The organism is Lacticaseibacillus zeae DSM 20178 = KCTC 3804 (genome assembly GCF_000260435.1).
GTDB lineage: Bacteria > Bacillota > Bacilli > Lactobacillales > Lactobacillaceae > Lacticaseibacillus > Lacticaseibacillus zeae.
In genome coordinates this window covers 1-24,499 of record NZ_BACQ01000061.1, presented here as the reverse complement: position 1 = coordinate 24,499, position 24,499 = coordinate 1, and the positions used below count along the sequence as shown (strand labels likewise).

12 protein-coding genes are annotated in these 24,499 nt (G+C 48.5%); 10 read left to right on the top strand and 2 right to left on the bottom strand.

What is annotated here, in order from left to right:
- Positions 1–91: 91 nt before the first annotated feature.
- Positions 92–1,153, bottom strand: a complete 1,062-nt coding sequence (locus tag GSO_RS12335; protein ID WP_010492666.1) for a ketopantoate reductase family protein — start codon at positions 1,151–1,153, stop codon at positions 92–94.
- Positions 1,154–1,447: 294 nt separating this feature from the next.
- Between GSO_RS12335 and GSO_RS12330 the strand changes: the two genes are divergently transcribed.
- The 3 genes from GSO_RS12330 to rpoC all read left to right on the top strand — a co-directional run bounded on the left by GSO_RS12330 (position 1,448) and on the right by rpoC (position 9,762).
- Positions 1,448–2,080 (top strand): TetR/AcrR family transcriptional regulator, encoded by a 633-nt coding sequence (locus GSO_RS12330; protein ID WP_010492664.1) that lies wholly within the window; start codon positions 1,448–1,450, stop codon positions 2,078–2,080.
- A gap of 389 nt (positions 2,081–2,469) precedes the next feature.
- Positions 2,470–6,072, top strand: a complete 3,603-nt coding sequence (rpoB, locus tag GSO_RS12320) for a DNA-directed RNA polymerase subunit beta (protein ID WP_010492660.1) — start codon at positions 2,470–2,472, stop codon at positions 6,070–6,072.
- Positions 6,073–6,084: 12 nt separating this feature from the next.
- The gene (gene rpoC, locus GSO_RS12315; RefSeq protein ID WP_010492658.1) at positions 6,085–9,762 is read left to right on the top strand and encodes a DNA-directed RNA polymerase subunit beta'; all 3,678 of its coding nucleotides are present in this window, start codon (positions 6,085–6,087) and stop codon (positions 9,760–9,762) included.
- A gap of 255 nt (positions 9,763–10,017) precedes the next feature.
- On the opposite strand, the gene GSO_RS12310 is transcribed toward rpoC, so the two are convergent.
- Complete coding sequence (locus tag GSO_RS12310) at positions 10,018–10,515, bottom strand: prepilin peptidase (protein WP_010492656.1); 498 nt, start codon at positions 10,513–10,515, stop codon at positions 10,018–10,020.
- Between the two features lie 379 nt (positions 10,516–10,894).
- On the opposite strand from GSO_RS12310, the gene GSO_RS12305 reads away from it, so the two are divergent.
- The 7 genes from GSO_RS12305 to GSO_RS12275 all read left to right on the top strand — a co-directional run bounded on the left by GSO_RS12305 (position 10,895) and on the right by GSO_RS12275 (position 24,449).
- The gene (locus GSO_RS12305; RefSeq protein ID WP_010492655.1) at positions 10,895–17,803 is read left to right on the top strand and encodes a SpaA isopeptide-forming pilin-related protein; all 6,909 of its coding nucleotides are present in this window, start codon (positions 10,895–10,897) and stop codon (positions 17,801–17,803) included.
- A 485-nt stretch (positions 17,804–18,288) separates the two neighbouring features.
- On the top strand, positions 18,289–18,705 hold the full coding sequence (gene rpsL / locus GSO_RS12300; RefSeq protein ID WP_010492654.1) for a 30S ribosomal protein S12: 417 nt from the start codon (positions 18,289–18,291) through the stop codon (positions 18,703–18,705).
- A 133-nt stretch (positions 18,706–18,838) separates the two neighbouring features.
- Positions 18,839–19,309 (top strand): 30S ribosomal protein S7, encoded by a 471-nt coding sequence (gene rpsG / locus GSO_RS12295; protein ID WP_003567577.1) that lies wholly within the window; start codon positions 18,839–18,841, stop codon positions 19,307–19,309.
- An 89-nt stretch (positions 19,310–19,398) separates the two neighbouring features.
- Positions 19,399–21,501 carry an elongation factor G gene (fusA, locus tag GSO_RS12290; protein ID WP_010492653.1) on the top strand — a complete coding sequence of 701 codons (2,103 nt, stop codon included), beginning with the start codon at positions 19,399–19,401 and terminating at the stop codon, positions 21,499–21,501.
- A gap of 197 nt (positions 21,502–21,698) precedes the next feature.
- Positions 21,699–22,544 carry a Fic family protein gene (locus GSO_RS12285; protein WP_010492652.1) on the top strand — a complete coding sequence of 282 codons (846 nt, stop codon included), beginning with the start codon at positions 21,699–21,701 and terminating at the stop codon, positions 22,542–22,544.
- 144 nt (positions 22,545–22,688) lie between these two features.
- Positions 22,689–23,735, top strand: coding sequence for a helix-turn-helix transcriptional regulator (locus tag GSO_RS12280; protein ID WP_010492651.1), 1,047 nt, complete (start codon positions 22,689–22,691; stop codon positions 23,733–23,735).
- A 150-nt stretch (positions 23,736–23,885) separates the two neighbouring features.
- A complete protein-coding gene (locus GSO_RS12275; RefSeq protein ID WP_010492650.1) occupies positions 23,886–24,449 on the top strand; it encodes a redoxin domain-containing protein in 564 nt (187 codons plus the stop codon).
- The last annotated feature ends 50 nt before the right edge of the window (positions 24,450–24,499 follow it).

The following is a 24,499-nucleotide window of genomic DNA, read 5'->3' as shown; positions in this document are numbered from 1 at the left end:
GATGGAATGACAAACCAAAATGAGTGTTCAAAAATGGACATTTGCTTTTTCTGTGTGTTTAAAATCGGTGTTTCACAAGATCTGACAGCGATCAGGAAGCAACGGTGCGGTGATCGAGCAGCTGTTGCAGTTCGGCTTCAGCCACTTCGAACGTTGGAATTGTGTGTGTCCTTTCAGCTTCGGTAATCAGATTGACCACTAAATCATTAAACGGTGTTGCAATCCCGTGATCGCGAGCAGTAGTGGTGATTAAACCGTTGATATAATCGACTTCAGTCCTCCGTTGTTTGTATAAATCCTGTAGCATACTGGCTTTGAGCTTAGCGTTGGCACCGGTCATCAAACGGAGAGTGGCAATCTGCGTATCAGTAAAGTCGTCACCGGTTAAGCCAAAGGTGGCCGCCAAATCAACCCCTGACAAAGGTGTGAAAGTAATACCGTCTGCTTGCCCGACGTTGAGACCTTCATTGAGGATGTGCAAAGCACTTTTCACACCGATGTCATCTTGAGCGACTTCCCCAAAAGTTCGATTCATGATGGTTGATAAGCCACTAAAGGCAGCATTGACCAGCAACTTCGACCATTTCGTTCCCATAAGGTCATTTGAAATCGGCGTCATTCCCACATGAGAGAGAATCGTTTGTACCAACTCCGTGCGCGGGGTTATGGTGCCGTCAATTTCACCAATCTGATAGGCGTGGGCTTTAAAGCTATCGTAGGCGGTTGTCAGTTCAGTTACCGCTGGGCCAGCACCGGTCGCACCGAAAACAACCGACCCGGCAATTAGATTTTTCGCCGGAATATGCGTCAAAATATACTTTTCCGGAACGCCATTTTGTAAGGAAACTAAAGTGCCATCAGGCTTCAAAAGCTGCTTGACCGCTGGAATGACTGTCGCATTGTCGACCTGTTTGGTGTGCAATAGGATGAGATCGAATTGATCGGTCACATCGTCTGCCATCACTGCGGTAACAGGTGTGGTGAAGTCTGTTGTCCCGATGACATGTGCGCCCTCTGCATTTAAGGCAGCAACATCTGCTGGCCAAGTATCAATCAAGGTGACGTGATCTTTACCATACGCCGCAGACAAGTAGGCACCGGAAATGGTTCCGATCGAACCGGCACCATAAATGGCGATCTTTAATGTATCCATAGTTACGTATCCTCCTGTATTTTTGTCCCAATTAATTGGGCTATTGCTCAACTATGCACAACAGCCAATCTTAACTTGTTAACGGAAAGTCTATTATGATAGTAATGTAAGGGTTTACATTTTTTAATACCAGTGTTACGCTGAATGTGCGAATTTGGACACTTATGGACAAAATGTACATAGCAACGCGCTTAATGCTATGGCGATTTCTTCGGCTGCTTCGGTTGGATATCGTGAGTGGCCTGTTATGATGTCGATTCATGCTGCGAAACGAGTCGTTAGGGGAGGTCAATCATGGGTAAGCAGCAAAAATATATCAAGCGCGCTTTTTTGGATCTTCTAAAGGAGAATGATCTGCACAGCGTGTCCATTCGCCAGTTGGTTCAAAAAGCTGATGTGAGTCGATCCTGTTTTTATAACTATTACTCGGATAAATATGAGTTGTTGCAAGAAATTGAGGATGAATTGATCGCGGGTTTTGTAGTCATCATGAAGAAAGTTCGGCAACATTCGGTTGGCTATTTCTATCAAGGCATTACGCATCGTAATTACCCGATATACACGGAGTATTTCACGTATATCAAACAACATCAGGAAGTCTTCACCATTCTTTTCTCGGCGCGAATGGGGGATGATTTTACCAATCGTTTCTCGCGTGCGATTGCCAAAACCCGACATGATACCTTGCGCTACTGGCATTTAGACCCGGAGCCGAATCCGTGGTTAGCATTTCAGGAGAATCTGTTAGCAGCCTCCTATGTCAGCATCATCAAGACCTGGCTGAATCAGGATTGTCAGCCTAGTATTGAGGAGATGGGCGCCTACCTGAGTACCTTATGGCGTCCGGGATTCTTTTATAACGAAACCCAGTATCAGCGCGCGGTGCAGTATATGGATGACAATCGGACTGCCGTTTTGAGCGGCTGAGGGTTGTAGCGTGGGTAAAAGAAAACCGCCGCGTCAGTCATCTTGATGTGGCGGGTGATTTGATCTAAATTGGATGGCAAGGGTGACACGGCCGCATAGACGCGACGAAAATTTTGCACAGGCACAAGGAATTTTGCCGCTTGACTTTCTTGACACTACCGCGTATTATTAAATCAATCGCATTTCGGTTTGGACAGGCTGTCAGGACGATCTATTGTCCGTTCTGGCTAATGGAAAAAGCAAAAACAGCAGGCTGGTTGAAGGCTGATCTGTTTTTGGTTTTTTTTGCTCAAAATGTCTGCGGGATCGTCATTGTCATGTAAATTTAACAAAATTTACATTATTTTTACAATCGACCAAGCCGGAAAATCTTACAAGGGGTGAATAATTTGGCAGGACACTTAGTGAATTATGGTAAGCACCGGACACGCCGGTCTTATGCCCGGATCAAGGAAGTTTTGGATCTTCCTAATCTGATCGAGATCCAAACGAATTCTTACCAATGGTTCCTCGATGAAGGTCTTAAAGAAATGTTCGACGATATTATGCCGATCGATGACTTTCAAGGGAAGCTGTCACTGGAATTTGTCGGCTATCAACTGCTGGAACCGAAATATACTGTCGAGGAAGCACGCCAACACGATGCAAACTACTCTGCACCTTTGCATGTAACCTTACGTTTAACGAATCATGAAACCGGTGAAATCAAGAGCCAGGATGTTTTCTTTGGCGATTTTCCACTGATGACCAAACAAGGGACTTTCATCATCAACGGGGCGGAACGGGTTATTGTTTCGCAGTTGGTTCGTTCACCTGGTGTTTATTTCCATAGCGAAACCGATAAGAACTCACGGGTTACCTATGGCACAACTGTCATTCCTAACCGTGGTGCTTGGTTGGAATATGAAACAGACGCCAAGGATATTGCTTATGTTCGGATCGACCGGACGCGGAAGATTCCATTGACCGAACTAGTTCGTGCTTTGGGCTTCGGGTCTGATCAGGATATCATCAACATGTTCGGCGATAACGATTCGCTGATGCTCACACTTGAAAAAGATGTGCATAAGAACACGGATGATTCCCGTACCGATGAAGCCTTGAAGGATATTTATGAACGCCTACGCCCAGGCGAACCTAAAACCGCTGATTCGTCACGGTCACTTTTGTATGCGCGTTTCTTTGATCCGAAACGCTATGATTTGGCTTCAGTTGGCCGCTATAAGGTTAACAAGAAGTTGAGCTTGAAGACGCGCCTGTTGAATCAGGTCTTGGCTGAAACATTGGCTGACCCGGATACCGGTGAAGTTATTGCCCAAAAAGGAACCAAAGTTGACCGTCAAGTGATGGACAAGTTAGGTGCTTATTTGGATCGGGATGATTTCAAGACCGTCACGTATCAACCTTCCGATCAAGGTGTTGTGACGGATCCGATTGTGCTGCAAAGCATTAAGGTCTACTCACAAGTAACACCGGATAAAGAAATCAACTTAATCGGCAACGGCCACATTGGCAAGAAAGTTAAGCACATTGTTCCGGCTGATGTTTTGGCATCGATGAACTATTTCCTTAACTTGCAAGAAGGCCTTGGCTCAGTCGATGATATCGATCACTTGGGCAATCGCCGGATTCGTTCCGTCGGTGAATTGCTGCAGAACCAGTTCCGGATCGGGCTTTCCCGGATGGAACGGGTTGTGCGTGAGCGGATGTCGATTCAGGATACTGCTACCGTGACGCCGCAACAATTGATCAATATTCGTCCGGTGGTTGCTTCGATCAAGGAATTCTTTGGCAGTTCCCAACTGTCTCAGTTCATGGATCAGACCAACCCGCTTGGTGAATTAACCCACAAGCGTCGGCTTTCTGCCCTTGGACCTGGTGGCTTGACGCGTGATCGTGCGGGTTATGAAGTTCGAGATGTTCATTACACCCATTATGGCCGGATGTGTCCGATTGAGACCCCTGAAGGCCCGAACATCGGGTTGATTAACAGCTTGGCTTCTTATGCGGTGGTTAATCCTTATGGCTTCATCGAAACCCCGTATCGCCGTGTTTCTTGGGATACGCATAAGGTTACCGATAAGATTGACTATCTGACCGCCGATGAAGAAGATAACTACATCGTTGCGCAGGCAAACTCGCCATTGAACGATGATGGTTCTTTCGTTGACGATACCGTTTTGGCGCGTCACAAAGATAACAACATTGAAATTTCTCCGGACAAAGTTGACTACATGGACGTTTCACCTAAGCAGGTTGTTGCGGTTGCGACGGCATGCATTCCATTCTTGGAAAACGATGACTCCAACCGTGCCTTGATGGGTGCGAACATGCAGCGTCAGGCGGTGCCATTGATCAATCCGCATGCCCCACTTGTTGGAACCGGGATGGAATATAAGGCGGCGCATGACTCCGGGACAGCAGTTCTGGCTACAAATGCCGGGACAGTTGAATATGTTGACGCTAAGCAAATTCGGGTTCGCCGTGAAGACGGTGCCTTGGATTCCTACAACTTGATGAAATTCAAGCGTAGTAACGCCGGCAAGAACTACAACCAGCGGCCGATTGTCACGATTGGCGATCACGTTGATGTTGATGAAATCATCGCTGATGGGCCAGCCATGCAAAACGGCGAACTGGCATTGGGTCAAAACCCAATTATCGCCTTCATGACTTGGAACATGTACAACTACGAAGACGCGATTGTGCTGTCTGAACGGTTGGTTAAAGACGATGTTTACACGTCCATTCATATTGAAGAGTATGAATCCGAAGCACGTGATACCAAACTTGGGCCTGAAGAAGTGACTCGCGAAATTCCAAACGTCGGTGAAGAAGCCCTCAAGGATCTTGACGAGTTCGGTGTTGTTCGTGTCGGCGCCGAGGTTCGTGATGGCGACATTTTGGTCGGCAAGGTGACGCCTAAAGGGGTTACCGAGCTGTCTGCTGAAGAGCGGTTGTTACACGCTATTTTCGGTGAAAAGGCTCGTGAAGTCCGCGATACTTCATTGCGGGTACCTCATGGCGGCGGCGGAATCATTCAGGACGTCAAGATCTTCACTCGTGAAGCGGGCGATGAATTGTCTCCTGGTGTCAACATGATGGTTCGTGTCTACATCACCCAGAAGCGGAAGATTCAGGTCGGCGATAAGATGGCCGGTCGTCATGGGAACAAAGGGACGGTTTCCGTCGTGGTTCCTGAAGAAGACATGCCATACTTGCCAGATGGGACACCGGTTGACATCTGCCTATCGCCAATGGGTGTGCCAAGTCGTATGAACATTGGCCAGGTGCTTGAACTGCATCTGGGCATGGCCGCACGTAACTTGGGTATTCACGTGGCAACCCCTGTTTTCGATGGTGCCAACGATAAAGATCTGTGGTCGACCGTTAAGGAAGCCGGCATGGCCTCTGATGGTAAGTCAGTTCTGTATGATGGCCGTACCGGTGAACCATTTGAAAACCGCGTATCTGTAGGGGTTATGTACTACATGAAGCTGTCACACATGGTTGACGATAAGATCCATGCTCGTTCAATTGGACCTTACAGTTTGGTTACCCAACAGCCACTTGGTGGTAAAGCACAATTTGGTGGCCAGCGGTTTGGTGAAATGGAAGTTTGGGCCCTTGAAGCTTATGGCGCGGCTTACACCTTACAAGAAATTCTGACCTATAAGTCAGATGACGTTGTCGGGCGGGTCAAGACCTATGAAGCCATTGTCAAAGGCGAACCGATTCCAAAGCCAGGTGTACCGGAATCCTTCCGAGTGCTTGTTAAGGAATTGCAAGCCTTGGGTCTGGATATGAAGGTGCTTGGCGCGGATAAGAAAGAAATTGAATTGCGGGATATGGATGACGACGAAGACGATGTTGTTTCAGTCGATGCTTTGGCGAAGTTTGCAGCCCAGCAAGAAGAAAAGAAGGCACACGAAGCCGCAGCTCAAGCGAGCGACGGTAAGCCTGCCGATAACAGTACCGACGATAAAAAATAGGAGGTTAGCCCTTTGATTGATGTCAATAAGTTTGAAAGTATGCAAATCGGCTTAGCCTCGCCGGACAAGATTCGCAGCTGGTCGTATGGGGAAGTCAAAAAGCCCGAAACGATCAACTACCGAACCTTAAAGCCTGAGCGGGACGGCTTGTTCGATGAACGCATCTTCGGACCGACTAAGGACTGGGAATGTGCCTGTGGTAAGTACAAGCGGATCCGCTATAAGGGGATTGTTTGTGATCGCTGCGGGGTTGAAGTGACACGTTCCAAGGTTCGGCGTGAGCGGATGGGCCATATCGAATTAGCCGCACCGGTCACTCACATCTGGTACTTCAAGGGCATCCCGAGTCGGATGGGTCTGGTACTGGATATGTCGCCACGGTCACTTGAAGAAATCATCTATTTTGCTTCTTACGTTGTGATTGATCCAGGCGACACGCCAATGGAGAAAAAACAACTTCTGACCGAACGCGAATATCGTGAAAAACGGGAAGAATACGGCAAAACCTTCAATGCCAAGATGGGTGCTGAAGCCATCAAGGAATTGTTGCAGGATGTCGATCTCGACAAAGAAGTTACCGAATTAAAAGACGATCTGAAGTCAGCGCAAGGCCAAAAACGGACGCGCGCGATTCGCCGGTTGGACATTTTGGATGCCTTCAAGGAATCCGGTAATGATCCAGCATGGATGGTCATGGATACCATTCCGGTCATTCCACCGGATCTGCGGCCAATGGTTCAGCTCGAAGGCGGCCGGTTTGCGACGTCTGATCTGAACGACTTGTATCGGCGGGTCATCAACCGTAACAACCGTCTAAAGCGCCTGCTTGACCTGAATGCACCAAGCATCATTGTCCAAAATGAAAAGCGGATGCTGCAGGAAGCGGTTGACGCTTTGATCGATAATGGTCGGCGTGGTCGTCCGGTTACCGGCCCAGGCAATCGTCCGCTTAAGTCCCTGTCACACATGCTGAAAGGGAAGCAAGGCCGGTTCCGTCAGAACTTGCTTGGTAAGCGGGTTGACTACTCTGGTCGTTCCGTTATCGATGTCGGCCCATGGCTGAAGTTTTATCAGTGTGGCGTGCCGCGTGAAATGGCTTTGGAACTCTTTAAGCCATTCGTGATGCGCGAACTGGTTAAGCGGGACATGGCAAGCAACATCAAGAATGCCCGGCGCAAGATCGATCGGCAGGATGATGACGTTTGGGATGTGCTTGAAGATGTTATCAAGGAACGGCCGGTACTCTTAAACCGTGCGCCTACGTTGCATCGACTTGGTATTCAAGCGTTTGAACCTGTTTTGGTTGATGGGAAATCTATTCGGTTGCACCCACTGGTCTGCGAAGCGTATAACGCGGACTTTGACGGTGACCAAATGGCGATCCACGTGCCGTTGTCTGATGAAGCGATGGCTGAAGCACGGATGCTCATGCTTGCAGCGCACCACATTCTGGCGCCAAAAGACGGCAAGCCAATCGTTACCCCTTCGCAGGACGTTGTGTTAGGTAACTATTACCTGACCATGGAGCAAAAGGGTCGCGAAGGCGAAGGCATGATCTTCAAGGACACCAACGAAATCCTGATGGCACTGCAAAATGGCTACGTTCATTTGCACAGCCGGGTCGGCGTTGCGGCTAACTCCTTCACTGACAAACCATTCACAGATGATCAAAAGAAGAAGATCATGGTGACAAGTGTCGGCAAGGCGATCTTTAACGAGATTATGCCAAAAGACTTCCCGTATCTGAATGAGCCGACGCAAGACAACATCGTCAATGGTGTGCCTGATAAGTACTTCATCGATAAGGGTGAAGACATTCACGCTTATCTCGCGGATGCACCTTTGATCGATCCGTTCAAGAAAGGCTTCCTGTCTGATATTATTGCGCAGGTCTTCAAGGTTTATAAAGTTCAGCGAACCAGTGATTTACTGGATGACATGAAGACTTTGGGCTATACGCAATCCACCAACTCCGGGTTAACTGTCGGGATTGCCGATATCACCAATCTGAAGGAAAAGCCGGAAATTGTGGCTGCTGCCCATAAGAAGGTTGCAACTGTTTCTAAGCAGTTCCGGCGTGGGTTGATCACCGATGATGAACGCCATGATCGGGTTATCCAGATTTGGAACGACGCCAAAGATGAAATTCAGCAAAAGCTGGTTGACTCTTTTGACCCGAACAACCCAATCTCCATGATGTCTGATTCCGGTGCCCGTGGTAATATCTCAAACTTCACTCAGCTTGCCGGTATGCGTGGTCTGATGGCTGCGCCTAACGGTGGGATGATGGAAGTGCCGGTTATCTCGAACTTCCGTGAAGGCCTGACCGTTATGGAAATGTTCATGTCCACTCACGGTGCTCGTAAAGGGATGACCGATACGGCGCTGAAGACGGCTGACTCAGGTTACCTGACGCGGCGGTTGGTTGATGTGGCGCAGGATGTCATTGTTCGTGAAGAAGACTGCGGCACCGATCGTGGTTTGGTCGTTCGCGCTATCCGTGAAGGTAACGAAATGATTGAACCACTGTATGATCGACTTGTCGGTCGGTTCACCATGAAAGACGTTCTTGATCCTAAGAGCGGCAAAGTCTTGGTTAAGCGTAATACCTTGATGGACGAGGATATGGCGCAGAAGATTGTGGATGCCGGTGTTGAAGCCGTCACCATCCGTTCGGTCTTCACCTGCAATACCAAGCACGGTGTTTGCCAGAAGTGCTACGGTCGTAACATGGCAACCGGCGAACAGGTTGAAGTCGGCGAAGCAGTCGGAACTGTTGCTGCTCAGTCAATCGGTGAACCAGGTACCCAGTTGACCATGCGTAACTTCCATACCGGTGGTGTTGCCGGTGGCGAAGATATTACCCAAGGGCTGCCTCGTGTTCAGGAAATTTTTGAAGCACGGAACCCTAAAGGTGAAGCTGTGATCACGGAAGTAACCGGTGAAGTAACCGCTATTGATGAAAATCCGGCTGAGCATACGCGTGAAATTACGGTGAAGGGTGAGACTGATACCCGAACCTATAGCGTGCCGTATGCATCCAGTGTGGCGGTTGCGGAAGGCGATCATGTTAACCGCGGCGAACGACTGACAGGTGGGTCAATTGATCCTAAGCAGTTAATCAAAGTGCGCGATGTGATGGCAACCGAAAACTACCTGCTTTCTGAAGTCCAGAAAGTTTACCGTATGCAGGGTGTTGATATTGGTGATAAGCACGTTGAAGTCATGGTTCGGCAGATGTTACGCAAGATCCGCGTCATGGATCCGGGCGATACAAACATCTTGCCAGGAACATTACTCGACATTGCGGACTTCAAAGAGAAGAACACGCAAGCGATCATCAGTGGCGGCATTCCGGCTACCGGCCGTCCGGTGCTGTTAGGGATTACCAAGGCTTCCTTGGAAACCAACAGCTTCCTGTCAGCTGCATCCTTCCAGGAAACAACGCGGGTTCTGACCGATGCTTCTATTCGCGGCAAGAACGATCCGTTAGTTGGCTTGAAGGAAAATGTCATTATCGGGAAGATTATTCCGGCTGGTACCGGGATGGCAACGTATCGTCACGAAGAACCAAAGAGTGTCGGTACCGTTTCCGACAGTGTCTATTCGATTTCTGACATTGAAAAGCAAATGAAGGAAAAAGACAGCCAGCAAAAAGACGACCAACAAGATGATACTGACAACAAGTAATCATCCTGTTAGCTGCCAAGCTAATCGAATAATCTAGTTACAAACAAGCACGGCGTAAGTGTCCTTTAAGGGCGTTTACGTCGTGCTTTTTTGTTGTGAGCGCGAATCGGCGCGCTTAGGAGTCGGAGTGTAAGTGGCCTTGGGCGTGTCCGGTCTTGGCCATTGCGACCAAGGTCCTTACACGCAGACTCCTGCGCCGGTTCGCGCGTTATGGATGGTCACGTTTTTGCGGCACTCATCAACGTCTCAAAACACTCAAAACAGCCAACCGCTTGCTAACTGCACACAGCCATAACCAACCGCTAAATGACTAATGAGCGGGAGGGACGATGGATGGGCAACTAACCAGTGGATGGCAGCACTGATACATGCCGTTAACGTGATGAAAAGTGCGGTTTCAAGTTGAAGAACGCCACCTAGCACGGCAATGAGGATCACATCGGCACTGCCGAGTCCGTGTGAGACAATTGCAAGCCCACCAACCAAAACAGCTAGCAAAACCAGGTTAAACCATTCGCAAGGAAAGCGGATGAGGAGCAGGGAACACCAGCCACCAAACCAAACGGCAGACACCGCCCGCTCCCGCCAATCAGCCACACTAAAAATCAATAAACCCACACTCAGCACCAACGTTAGCCAAGTTTGGGCAACTATCCCTAAAAGCACAGCCAGGCAACAGTGGAAATACCGGTTATCTGCCGTCAAGTCCATGGTGAACTTCGCAACACCAAGTAACATTATTCCTGGAATCATAGCGACAATCCTCCTTCATAAGGTAGATTCCGCTTAAAAAAGTAAAAGAACCTAGAAAATAATAATGGCACTAACTTTTAAAAAGTGAGTAAGCCGTTTCGGTGACGATAAGTAAGCAAAATAACGTACTTATATTTAGTTAAGAGATTATATTGTTTCTTTTTGAAATTATGTGCCTTGTTTTAAAAAATAAACCTATAAACACTCAAAAAATTAAATGTATATTTGATGAGGATTTTTGTTAACCGCTTCAATATTTATGGCAATGTTATACAATGACAGTGGGTGTAGTTTTAGTTAATGTATTCATAATTCACAAGTTAATGGTTTCGCGGGGGAGTGGCCATGAAAGTCTTTTAGAAGGAGGAGTGGGAACATCATGAAGGAGTTGGGTGTCAAAAAAGTCAGGCACAAGCTGTTCAAGATTGGCGTTTATTTTACTGTCATTCTTGGCATGATTGTGCAGTTGCTTTCGCCAGCGCTGACCCTTGCCGCCGAGAATCCGACACAAGCAGAGACTGGTACACTGACGATTAAGAACCAGGATGAGCAAGGCAAGTCGCTGAATGGCGCAAAGTATGAGGTTCGTAATGAATCCCATCAGGTTGTGGCTAACAGCGCCATTAGCAAAGACGGCCAGACAACTATACCGAATCTGCCCGTCGGAAATTATACGGCTACCGAAACGCAGTCTGCTTCAGGTTATACGGCCATTGAGCAGACCAAGAATGTGAGTGTCACGGCGTCAGGCACTGAAACGCTGTTGTTTAAGAGTCGTGCATCCGCAACGATCACAAGCAGCAGTAGCAGCAGTGTTGTGGCGTCATCAGCAGCACAGACAGCCAGTGCGCAGGAACCGGCTAAAAGTGCCACGCCAGCTGCAAAGGCTGACACGACGTTGCCAAACATTTTCACGAAGGTCGTATTAAAAGACGGCAACGGACAACCGTTGGGTACGGAAGTTAATCAACAAAGTACCGTGAAAATGGAATTGACGTTCACGTTACCGGAAACCAGCACGCCATTTCCGGCAGGCGCTTCGTTTACCACGCAGTTGCCGAAGGATCAAATTGATTTTCCGCCAAGCAGTACCGGTGTCTTTGACGGCGGCGTTGCAGAGTATCAGTTTGACCAAACAACCGGAAAGTTGACGATCAAGCTTTTGAAGGCCACGGATAATGGCTCATGGCGGGTCAATATTACTGCGAGTTTTAAAGCGCTGACCGCCAATGACTCATTGAATCAGACGTTGGTTTTCCATACAAAAGACAATGATACAAAATTTCCAATTACGTTTCGGTCGAACGCAAAGCCAGTGGTGGTGAATGCGCCAAAAGTCACACCACAGAACTTGAATCCAACCGGTATTTCCGGAAGTGCCAAGTTTAATTTAAACGGTGCCGAAAGTGATAAAACGAACCCGCCTAAGTGGGATAGCGATCCGGCCAAGCGCTCCAAGAATGCCGATATGGAGTTGACCGTCACTGCGCAAGGTAGCGGGACGACTTATCCGAAGTCGCTGACGTTTAGCGACAGCGATCTGGCAAAAATCAAAGTTTCTTCTGCTCCGGTCAATGTCTTAGGCGACTTTTCCGAAGCATTGAAGCCATTGGTTGCTGGTCGGGATTACCATGCGGTTTTATCAGATGATAAACGCACAGTCAAAATTTATTTGACTGACGGCCTCAAAAAATCAACCGGCTATCAGGTCGATTACACGGCCAGTATTGATCGCTCTTTAGACGATACCGGTAAAGTCGGTAGCGCCTTGGTTGAAGGTTACCGCTATTTAACTGGCACCAAGAGCAATGATGGTTATGATTACAGCAGCGTGACCATGCGTAACTCCGGGGTCGCGATCACCAAGGCCGGAGACATTACGAATAACTTCCGCGCGTTAAAGTGGAAGATTAATTGGAACTATAGCATGGACACCATGAAGGCCGGTGCGACGTTAACCGATCATTTTGGCAAGCAAGTTGGCGGAACCGACGATCATGATCAGCCAAAAATCGAGCAGGATGCTAATCAGTCACTCGATACCAGCTCGCTGAAAGTTTTTCAGGTTACTTTTGACCAAAATGCATCACCAACAGTTTCTGAAGACAACATTGCCAAATACTTCAAGTTGACGGATAAAGGTAATGGCACCTTCACATTAACGTATCTCGGTGGTGCAAAGCTGCCGGATAATGCGTCATTCCAAGTGCAATACCAAACCAAGCTGAAAACGACGCCAGCTAATGGGACTAAGCTAACCAACATTGTCAATGATCAGAAGAACCATTATGCCAATGCGACTTATCAGGTTAGTCTACCGAATAGCATCGACAAGACATCTGGGAACATTGATACCTACAATGCCCAAATGATGTGGCGGATCAATGCTAACCAAACGTTCCGTGAGATGCGTAACGGCAAGACTTTTGATTTGTTACCTGATGGCGTTGATAAATTAGGCGACGATCCAACCGCTGCCGATATCAATACGATCAATGGCGAAAATGCGTCAACAGATGATCAAGATGGCAGCGATGACGGGATTTTGGTTTATGCGCAGGATCCCGATGGCAAGCGCACGCTGCTGAAGTCTGGTACCGATTATGCGATGAGCACAAGTGACAACGATGTTCAGACGGCAGTTAAGCAATATAACGCTAAAGACAAGGAAAATCCGATTGATGCTGATGGCCAGACCAAAGGCATTCGCGGGTTTGTCGTAACCCTCAAAGGCAAGTATGCAGACACCGATTCCCAGATTGTGATCTACACGCATACCAAACTGGACATGTTAAAACTGGGGCAGGTCGCAAATGATCCGGATGCATTGAAAAAGGCTTTGAACAACCGGGCCTTCTTCTTCTTTGATTTACCACCGGGCAGCGATGATACTGCCAGTGGTTCCAGCAGCAATACGCCAACTCCTGAAGAGGGTGCGTTTAGCGGGGCCTTGAAGAATTCGTGGAGTGATACACCAGACACCCAGTATTGGGGCGTTTTGGTGAACCGCTTGGGCATCAAATATGGGCATCTGCATTTGACGGATATTTTGCCGAGATTTGACGGGGTCAATTATGAGCTGATTCCTGATTCGATTAAGTTCTATGAAGTAACCGGATCAGGTGGTATCGATCCCACAAACACTGGCGATCCGACCACATCGGGTGACGTCAAAGAAATTAAGACCAATCCTTATTACGGCACCGGTGGCTGGTCAACAACCGCGCTGAAGGCGAATGACGCCGCGCAGCAAAATCTGTTGCCGACCAACATACCGAATACTTGGTTGACGGACAATAAAGATTTGGCGCAACAGTTAGATTTTGATTTTCCCAATATCGGTAACGGCCGCGTCTGGGTTGTCTTTGAAACGAAGCGAGCCAACCAGTGGAGCTATAACGATCCTAACTTCACCAATACGGCGACCGTGACAGACAAGAACCAAGCAACCACCGACATTCCGAAATTCACGCCGTCTGCTTCCAAGTCGGCGCAGAGCTATTGGACGCCAATTAACAAAACTGTTAGTCGGGATTCAAAACTGAAGAATGTTCTTAACTGGCATGTTCAACTAGAAAATATCCAAGACAAGTACCGGCCGATGGTGAATCCGGTTATTGAAGATACGCTTGATCCAGCTGGTACTGGTGCGGAAATCAATGCCACTAGTTTCAAGGTTACCTTGCAGGTTGGATCAGCCAATGAAGTCACGTTGAAACAAGGCAAGGATTACGATCTTGCCTTGAACGGCGACAAATTCACCGTTACGTTCCACCGGACTTTTGGTAATCTGACGCAAACCGATGGCAGTCCGCTAAATAATTATCACGTCAACGTTTACTACGCCACTAGCAGCAAGAATGCCGGTTGGGTTTACAACACCGGTAAAGTTTCGTGGAGTGGCGATGAGACCACCCATCAACCTAGCGACGGTGTTCCTGAAAGTGGCCGAACGGCGTCAACGCAGGGCTATCTATCATCTTGGGACTCTGGCATAAGTGGTGAAACCATCACGCAGCTGGCTAACTTAGTGGTTGAGAAAAAAGATAAAGTCAGCGGCGCACCGATTCCGGGTGTCAAGTTCCGGTTGAGTGACGGTACCCATACTTTTGAAGCAACTACCAAACTCGATGATCAAACGCACAAGGCAACCGCAACTTTCCAAGGCTTGCCAATCGGCGTGGATTATACCTTGACAGAACTCAACACACCTGCTGGCTACAAGCCGTTGGCGCCACAGAAAATTCGACTGAAAGCGACTTCTGATACCGGCACGGCGATTCAGAATGAAGCAGTTGAAAATGAGCCTTATCAAATTACCCTTTCAAAGTATGACAATCGCGCAAAAGGTCAGTCGGTAGCCGACAGTAAGCAATATCGCTTGTCTGGTGCAACCTATGACCTCATCGATACTGATAACCAGCAGAAATTACTGTCAGGTCTGAAGACCAATGATGACGGTCAAATCACGGTTGGTACGGCAACCAGTTTTGCTGGTAGTTATACTGATGACAAGTTCAAGCCTGATTTGAAAGCCGGGCAATATGTCCTTGAAGGGCTAAAACCCGGTCACTACCGGTTGGTTGAACGCGAAGCACCGACCCATTACCGGGGAGATGCGCATGATCAGGCAACCGTGACAAGCGGGCCGGACAAGCAACTTTGGATTGATAGCCTCAACGCTGGCAGTGTCAATGCCACCATTGATGACAAAACGCCAAACGCGCAAGTCACAGCATACAACCAGAAGAAGCCCGGTCAATTGACCATCAAGAAGCAGGCAGAAATCATCAGGGACGATCATTTTCCGGATCGCCAGCCAATGACCGGTGCGACCTTTAAGCTTTATCGGTATGGTGATGACGGCAAGCTTGACTATGACAAATCATGGGATGCAACCGTCACGAACAATGACGGAACCGTTTCGTTTTCCGATAACGATTTATATGAAGGCAAGTATCAGCTGATCGAGACGAAAGCACCTGAAGGCTACGTTATTCCTAATGACTTGGCTAAAGGCGTCGACGTTAACATCACCGGCGATCAAACATTGACGTATCCAACGATTGAAGAACCGGTCTTTCGGCGCACAGTCGTTTTGAAAAAGAGTGATGGCAACTTTGGCAATCCGATTGCCGGGATTACCTATGCGCTCTACCAAGAAGACGGCACCGAACTTGCCAAAGATCTGGTCACCAATAAGGATGGCGAGGTTGCTTTACCATTTGACTTGCCAGCCGGACAATATTATTTCAAGGAAACCAAGACGCTGCCGCCTTATCGGCTGAATACCGATAAGCATGCGTTTACCATTAAACAAACCGATCAAACGCAAACCGCAGCCGCATTAGCGAGCGATAACAAGCAGAAGCCAGTCACCGTGAACGTTACGAACTATCAAGTCAAAACCTTGAACGTGAAGAAAGTTGACCGCACTTATGCCAAACATGCATTACCGGGCGCGGTCTTCCGGCTTACGAACAGCACGGGCTACAGTCGCGATGTCACCACGGATGAAAACGGCGTTGCCTCATTTGGCGATTTGCTGTTGGGTCGCTATTCACTGACTGAAGTAAAAGCACCAGCAGGCTACCGACTTGATACCACGATTTATCCGATTACGTTGACATCCGCGGCCACGCCTAGTGCGATCACGGTCAACAAAGAAATCGCTGACGATCCATATCAAGTCACCTTAACCAAGTACGATAACCGGGTTAAGAAGACCGATGATGCCGCCACACTCAAGAAGTATCTGTTGCCAGGCGCGACTTACAAACTGGTCGATGAAGTCACTGGCAAGACGCTGAAGGCCGACATGAAGACGGATTCTGACGGGCAGTTGACCTTTGGTGCCGCAAGCAGTTTTGATATGCCACTTAAGGCTGGCCAATATGTGGTTGAAGGCTTGAAGCCGGATAACGCCTATCGTCTTGTTGAGACCGAGGCACCTAAGCACTACGAAGGTGATGCGACTGATCAAGCGCGTGACACAAACGGTACCGCTAAACAATCTTGGCAGCAGAGTCTAGAAGCTGGCAGCGTCGATTTCACGTTGACAGCTAATCAGGCCCAACTTAAGTTAACGGCTACCAACCAGAAGAAGGCTGGCCAAGTTGTTATTACCAAGAAAGCAGCCACCACGCATGATGACCGCTTCCCAGCCAAAATGACGATGATTGGCGCTCGGTTTGCGCTTTATCGTTATCGCGATGACGGTACGGTTGATCACAGCCGGTCATGGAAGGCAACAATTACCAACCAGAACGGCATTGTGACCTTCAACGATCACGATCTTTACGAAGGTAAATATCAGCTAGTTGAAACCCAAGCGCCACGCGGATATGTCATTCCAGACAACTTGGCTAAGGGGATTGATGTGAATGTGAAGGGCGACCAAAAGATCGACCTGGATCCGATCATCGAGCCTGAATTCAAGCGTACTGTTCAGTTGCAAAAGACCGATGGCGATTTTGGCAATCGACTAGCCGGGATTACCTTCAACTTGTACGGTAGCAGCGGGAATATCCTGGCCAAGGATCTGGTGACCGACAAGAATGGGCAGATTGATTTGCCATTTAACTTGCCAATCGGTGATTATTACTTTGAAGAGACGAAGACCTTGCCGAAGTATGCATTGACCACCGATAAGATTCGCTTCAAGGTTGAACAAACCAATTTGACCCAGACAGCCAGCGCCTTAGCTACCCAGAATAAGCAGCAACCGATTACCGTTCAGGTTGCCAATTATCAGATTAATTCGCTTATCATCCAGAAGGTGGACGCGGCCAATCAGCAGAAAGTATTGGCCGGCGCAGTTTTCCGGTTGACCAACGATCAAGGCTACAGCAAAGAAATCACGACTGACGCAAAAGGGTTAGCAACCTTTGACAATTTGAAGTTAGGCCGCTACTGGCTCACTGAAATCAAAGCGCCGAGTGGTTATACGATTAATTCGGATTATGCGAAGCCGGTCACTGTTGAAATCAAGAGCGGTGATGCCGTCCGAATGACCATCGCCGATCAACCGCACAAAACGTTGCCAGATACAGGTGGTAATGGTGGGAATAAGGGTGGAGCTACTAACCCGAGTGGCACGCCAAGCACGCCAAGTACCCCAAGCAGCCCGAGTACTCACAGCAACAATGTTCGGCACGAACAACCGTCACGACGACTGCTCTTTGGCAGCTTTGGCGATCGGGACGCCATGACGTTGATCCTTGCAGGCGTTTTGATTCTTATCATTGCCGGCAGCACGGTCATTCTGCGGCGGCGTAAGCAGTCGTAATGGGTGAGATGTTAGTCAGTTAGTATCAGATTGAAAAATAGTTCCGCGAAGTAAGCACTGGTGAGGGCTTGCCTTGTGGGACTATTTTTGTGCTGAAACGCGCTCCCTGGCGCAGAAGTCTACGTGTAAGGACCTTGAGCGCAATGGCCAAAGATCGGCCATCACGCCCAAGGACTCTTACACTTCAGCTTCTAACCGCGCCAGTTCACGCTCTTGCTCTGAGTCAAGACGCTTGCTTTGTAGAGCAATTTTGTTATGATTAGGAGTTGTTAGTTAACCTGATCTAGTTCAGGTTACGCTTGACACTGATGCGTACAGGATAGTACACTATCAAAGGTGCTTTTTTCCAGTTTATTCGGGTTATCCGGACGTGCTGACTGGGTTAAGAGCCGTCGCCGTTCGGTTGGCCATTTTTTTATCAGAAAAAATGAACCGCCTGGATGTGTGGACTTAAAAATGATGCAAAATAAGGAAGGAGAAGCTTAATGCCTACTATTAATCAATTAGTTCGCCAAGGTCGTAAATCCAAAACAACCAAGTCAGACTCTCCTGCGTTGAACTTCGGTTACAACAGCAAGAAGAAGAGCCTTACCAGTAATCCAGCACCGCAAAAACGTGGGGTTGCTACACGTGTCGGCACCATGACACCTAAGAAACCTAACTCTGCTTTGCGGAAATATGCCCGTGTTCGTCTGTCCAACTTGATCGAAGTGACAGCTTACATTCCGGGGATTGGCCACAACCTGCAGGAACATAGTGTTGTCTTGATCCGTGGCGGCCGTGTTAAGGACTTGCCAGGGGTTCGTTATCACATTGTTCGTGGTGCGCTTGATACTGCCGGTGTTGACGGCCGGATGCAAGGTCGCTCCAAGTATGGTGCAAAGCGCCCTAAGAAGAAGTAAAACATTGATCGCGGTTTAAATCGCAGATGATCATGATAAAAATTTTCTAGTGCCGCTTTGTGCGGTTATAAGGAGAGCGTGATCGGGAAGTTTGTCTTTTCCGAGAACGCGTTTAAAGAGGAGGCCAAAATACATGCCACGTAAAGGCAGTGTTGCAAAACGCGATGTATTACCTGATCCAGTTTACAATTCAAAACTGGTGACTCGCTTGATCAACCACTTGATGATTGACGGCAAGCGCGGTAAGGCATCAACAATTTTATATGATGCATTTGATATGATTAAGAAACAAACCGGGAACGAACCATTAGACGTTTTTGAAGAAGCAATGAAGAACGTTATGCCGGTCTTGGAAGTTAAGGCTCGCCGTATCGGTGGTTCTAACTACCAGGTGCCGATTGAAGTTCGTCCGGATCGTCGGACCACACTTGGTCTTCGCTGGATCGTTCAGTATTCCCGTCAACGCGGTGAACATACGATGGACGAACGGTTGGCTAAGGAAATCATGGACGCCGCTAACAACACCGGCGCCGCAGTGAAGAAGCGTGAAGATACCCACAAGATGGCAGACGCCAACCGGGCATTTGCACATTATCGTTGGTAAGATGATTTGGCTATTATATCCGCGGCTTGGTATATAGTAGCCATTCTTTGTATAAAGCCAGTTGAAACAAGAGAGGAGCAATACGCCACATGGCCAACAAACGTGAATTTCCGTTAGACCGTACCCGTAATATCGGGATCATGGCTCACATCGATGCCGGTAAAACGACCACGACTGAACGGATTTTGTATTATACCGGTAAAATTCATAAAATCGGTGAAACTCATGAAGGAGCTTCACAGATGGACTGGATGCCACAGGAACAGGAACGTGGGATCACCATCACCAGTGCTGCTACTACGGCTTTCTGGAAGGATCACCGGGTCAACATCATCGATACCCCGGGGCACGTTGACTTCACCATTGAAGTTGAACGTTCGCTGCGTGTGTTAGATGGTGCGATCACCGTTTTGGATGCCCAATCCGGTGTTGAGCCGCAGACTGAAAACGTTTGGCGTCAAGCGACAACTTACGGCGTTCCGCGGTTGGTTTTCGTTAACAAGATGGATAAGATCGGTGCGGACTTTAACTATTCCCTGCAGACTTTGCATGACCGTCTGCAAGCCAACGCCCACGCTGTTCAATTACCAATCGGTGCTGAAGATAAGTTCGAAGGGGTCATTGACCTGATCGACATGAAAGCCGATTTGTATGATGAAGACGAACTCGGTACCAAATGGGATACCGTTGACATTCCTGATGATTACAAGGAAGCAGCCCAAAAGGCTCACAACGAACTGATCGAAGCCGTTGCTGATGTTGATGATGGCATCATGGACAAGTACCTTGAAGGCGAAGAAATTTCCAATGCTGAATTAAAGGCAGCGATTCGTAAGGCTACCATCAACTTGGAATTCTACCCGGTTCTTGCCGGTTCTGCTTTCAAGAACAAAGGTGTTCAGATGTTACTGGATGCCGTTATCGACTACTTGCCATCACCACTGGATGTTCGGCCGTATCACGCAACCGATCCTGAATCCGGGGATGCTGTTGAGTTGACGGCGGGCGACGACAAGCCGTTTGCTGCCTTGGCCTTTAAAGTTGCGACTGATCCGTTCGTTGGCCGTCTGACCTACATTCGGGTATACAGTGGCACACTGGAAGCCGGTTCGTATGTCTTGAATGCAACTAAGGACAACCGTGAACGTGTCGGCCGTCTGTTGCAGATGCACAGTAATCACCGTGAAGAAATCCCTGAAGTGTTCTCCGGTGATATTGCTGCGGCGATTGGCTTGAAGAATACCACAACCGGGGATTCCTTGACCGATGTTGATCATCCGTTGATTCTTGAATCCTTGGATGTTCCGGATCCGGTTATCCAGGTTTCCATCGAACCTGATTCCAAGGAAGACCAAGACAAGCTGGATGTCGGCTTGCAGAAGCTTTCCGAAGAAGACCCGACCTTCAAGGCTGAAACCAACCCTGAAACCGGTGAAACTTTGATTGCCGGCATGGGCGAACTGCACTTGGATATCATGGTTGATCGTTTGAAGCGTGAATTCAAAGTGGCTGCCAAAGTCGGCGAACCGCAAGTTGCTTATCGTGAAACCTTCACGAAGGAAGCATCTGCTCAAGGTAAGTTCGTTCGTCAGTCTGGTGGTAAAGGCCAGTATGGTGATGTTTGGATCCAATTCACACCAAACGACGAAGGCAAAGGCTTTGAATTCGAAAATGCGATTGTCGGTGGGGTTGTTCCGCGTGAATATATCCCAGCCGTTGAGCAAGGTCTGAAAGAAGCCATGGCCAATGGTGTTCTTGCCGGTTATCCATTAATCGACGTTAAAGCCAAGCTTTACGATGGTTCTTACCACGAAGTCGATTCTTCCGAAGCTGCCTTTAAAGTGGCTGCTTCCATGGCGCTGAAGAACGCTTCAAAGAGTGCGGGTGCGGTTATTCTTGAACCAATCATGCACGTTGAAGTTGTCGCACCTGAAGAATACCTTGGCGATGTCATGGGCCAAATCACGGCACGTCGCGGTCGCGTTGAAGGTATGGAAGCTCGTGGGAATGCTCAATTGGTTAACGCCATGGTGCCACTTGCCGAAATGTTCGGTTATGCAACCACCTTGCGTAGTGCAACCCAGGGCCGTGGTACCTTTACCATGACCTTCGACCACTACGAACCAGTACCAAAGAGCATCCAAGCAGAAATCATCAAGAAAAATGGCGGCGGTGTCGCAACCAAGGAATAATCCTTGAATGCCCAACGTCAACATTGAATAAAAGCACGGCAGACAGTCAACTGATCAGGTTGACATGTCTACCGTGTTTTTTTGTTGGCTGACTGATATGATAAAAGCGAATGAGTAGCAGCAGCATTTTCTCTACCACGTTAAAGTAAACTTTGTTAACAGTTCAGAAGGGAAATATGTTTGTGAGGAGGGAGACCATGGATATTGACGAGATATTGAGCGAACTGACAGAATTGAACGATGAAATGCAACAATATCGCCCGCTAGATGCCACCCAGGCTAAAATGTTGCGGCAACAGATTAAAGTTGACCATGTCTGGTCGTCAAATGCGATCGAAGGCAACAGTCTGAGTCAGGCGGAAACCGAGTCGATTCTGGATGACGGGTTGACGATCCATGGCGCACCAGTGAAAGACATTCTTGAAACGCTTGACCTCAGCGAAGCATATGATTTTGTTGAGAAATTGGCGATTGGCAATGAGCCGATTAGTGAACGGGATATTCGCGATATTAACCGCATTGTAACCTTGCAAACAGTCAGACAGCGCAGTGAGGCCGGTCAGTTTCGGACGCTGCTTGTTTGGCCGAGTGGGGCAAAAGATCGACCGTACCTTGAACCGTTCGAAATCAAACCGGCGATGGCGACGTTGATTCAGTGGATGAAGCAAGCTGAAAAAGAGTTGCATCCGGTTTTGTATGCTGCCCAGCTTCATGCCAAGTTTGTCGCGATTCACCCGTTTTTAGATGACAATGACAGAACCGCACGCCTGTTGATGAACATGGCTCTGACCAGGTATGGCTATCCGGTGATCAATATTCAGCCGGATCCAAAGGCGAGATCGGCGTACATGGATGCATTAGAGATAAGCCGCAGCAAGCACGATATGGAACCATTCGCACGACTGGTCGCAGCATATGTCAAAAAGGCTTTGCAGGAGCGGATCGCCATCTTGAAATTGCACGAACAGAATGTCGCCGATGCGAAAACCGCGGAAAGTCAGAGCCCACTGAAAGATTTTTTTAAGCGATTTGAAGATGATTAGGCTACCATCACAAGCGTTCATGACTTGCGATGACAGGGATGCCGCCAGTTTCGGATAATCAACCACAAAAATCACCTCCCGCTCTGTTCGGCAGTATAGTATACTCGACGTTATATAATAACCTTTGCATTGGAGGTAGGTTGGGTGTCGAGTCAGGAACGGATTGTCACGATTTTGTTACGCTTGCTGCGCGGGGATGTATTGACCAAACAGGATTTGATGGCGGAATTTGGAAAAGACGAATCAGCCATTCGGCGGGATATTGCCGCAATCAGACGGCTGTTTGACCGGGAGCTGGACGAGCCAGATGCCTTTGCCAAAATGCCGGCCGGGCACTATCGCTTGCAGTCGGACTTGCGTGCTCAAGGGACCAAGTTGACGGACGGCCAGTTAATGGCGGTCGGCTTGATTTTGACGGCTAGTCGTGGCTTGGCAACCGATGAGATGAAATCGTTGTTGCACCAGCTCATGCCAACCGGTCCCGATCATAAAGGCAGCGTTGCAGTGATGCGGAATCCGATCTTTGAATATCGCGGTGTCCCGAAGATGCCGTTGAGTGACCGGTTGGAGCGACTCAGCCAGGCGATTGTCAATCATGAACTGATCAGCTTCGACTTCACGTATCATGGTGAGCAGCATCATTTTGACCATAAACTGCCGACAGGGCTCTTCTTCGGCGACCTGTTCTTCTATCTGATCGTCGATGGCAGCGACGAACAATTTGAAAACCCCGATCACGGTAAGTTTGCCAAGTTTCGCTTGGATGCCATCAGCAACCTGAAATTCTATGGCCATCATCCGACCCACAATCACGATGACCGGTTCCAAGGCGGGCGGCTGCAAGTGCACACTTGGTATCCGTACCTGGGCAAGCCAATCAACCTGGAAATCGAATATGCTTATGACCCGGCTTATGTGACCGATCGCTTCCCGCAAGCCAAGGTCGACCCCAAGCCGATTCGTGTGGATCCAGACAACACCAATCCATACGCGCGGCGAGTTTACCACATTGAAATTGCAGTCAACGATGGCTTCGGTATTCGCATGTGGCTGCTAGGCCAGGGCGGACTGGTCAAAATACTAGCGCCAAAATATCTGCGCGACTACGTGGTTTGGGTTTTTGCTACGTCACTCAAAGAACGCTATGGGATTTCTGACTTATCACATTACAACCTATCAGATGACATGTAGCCATCCGCAACCAGTGAAAGCATCTAAACTGGTTGCGGTATTTTTTTGGCCATTTGGACCACCATTGCCCAAAACGCTCTTGTCAAAAGCCTCACAAACGGCTATCCTTAATACGTAGATGATAATCATTCTAACATTGGAGACAATATTATGAGCTTTATTGGACAAAAATTACCGGCGTTCAGCTTGACCGCCTATCAAAACGGGGATTTCCACACGGTGACCGATCAAGACATGCGCGGCAAGTGGGCTGTGATCTGTTTCTATCCGGCAGACTTCTCCTTTGTTTGCCCAACCGAATTAGGCGATTTGCAAGATCATTATGACCAATTCAAATCAGTCGGCGCTGAAGTGTATTCTGTTTCCGAAGACACCGAGTTTGTCCACATGGCTTGGGCAGAAGCAAGTCCGACCATCAAGAAGGTTGCATATCCGATGGTTGCCGATCCAGCCGGCACCTTGGCCAGTGCGCTTGATGTACGCGATGCCGCAAGTGGCCAAGCCTTCCGCGGCACTTTCATCGTTGATCCGGATGGCGTCATCCAAACATATTCCGTCAACAACTTCGGCATCGGCCGCAATGCGAATGAAATTCTCCGTACCTTGCAAGCAGCCCAATTTGTTGCAGCCCATGGCGACCAAGTATGCCCCGCAAACTGGCAACCAGGCGAAAAGACATTGAAGCCGGGTGCAGCGCTGGTAGGGAAGATTTAATCACCAGTTAATTGTATTAAGTTAAAAAGCCGTTTATGTCACCAACACCT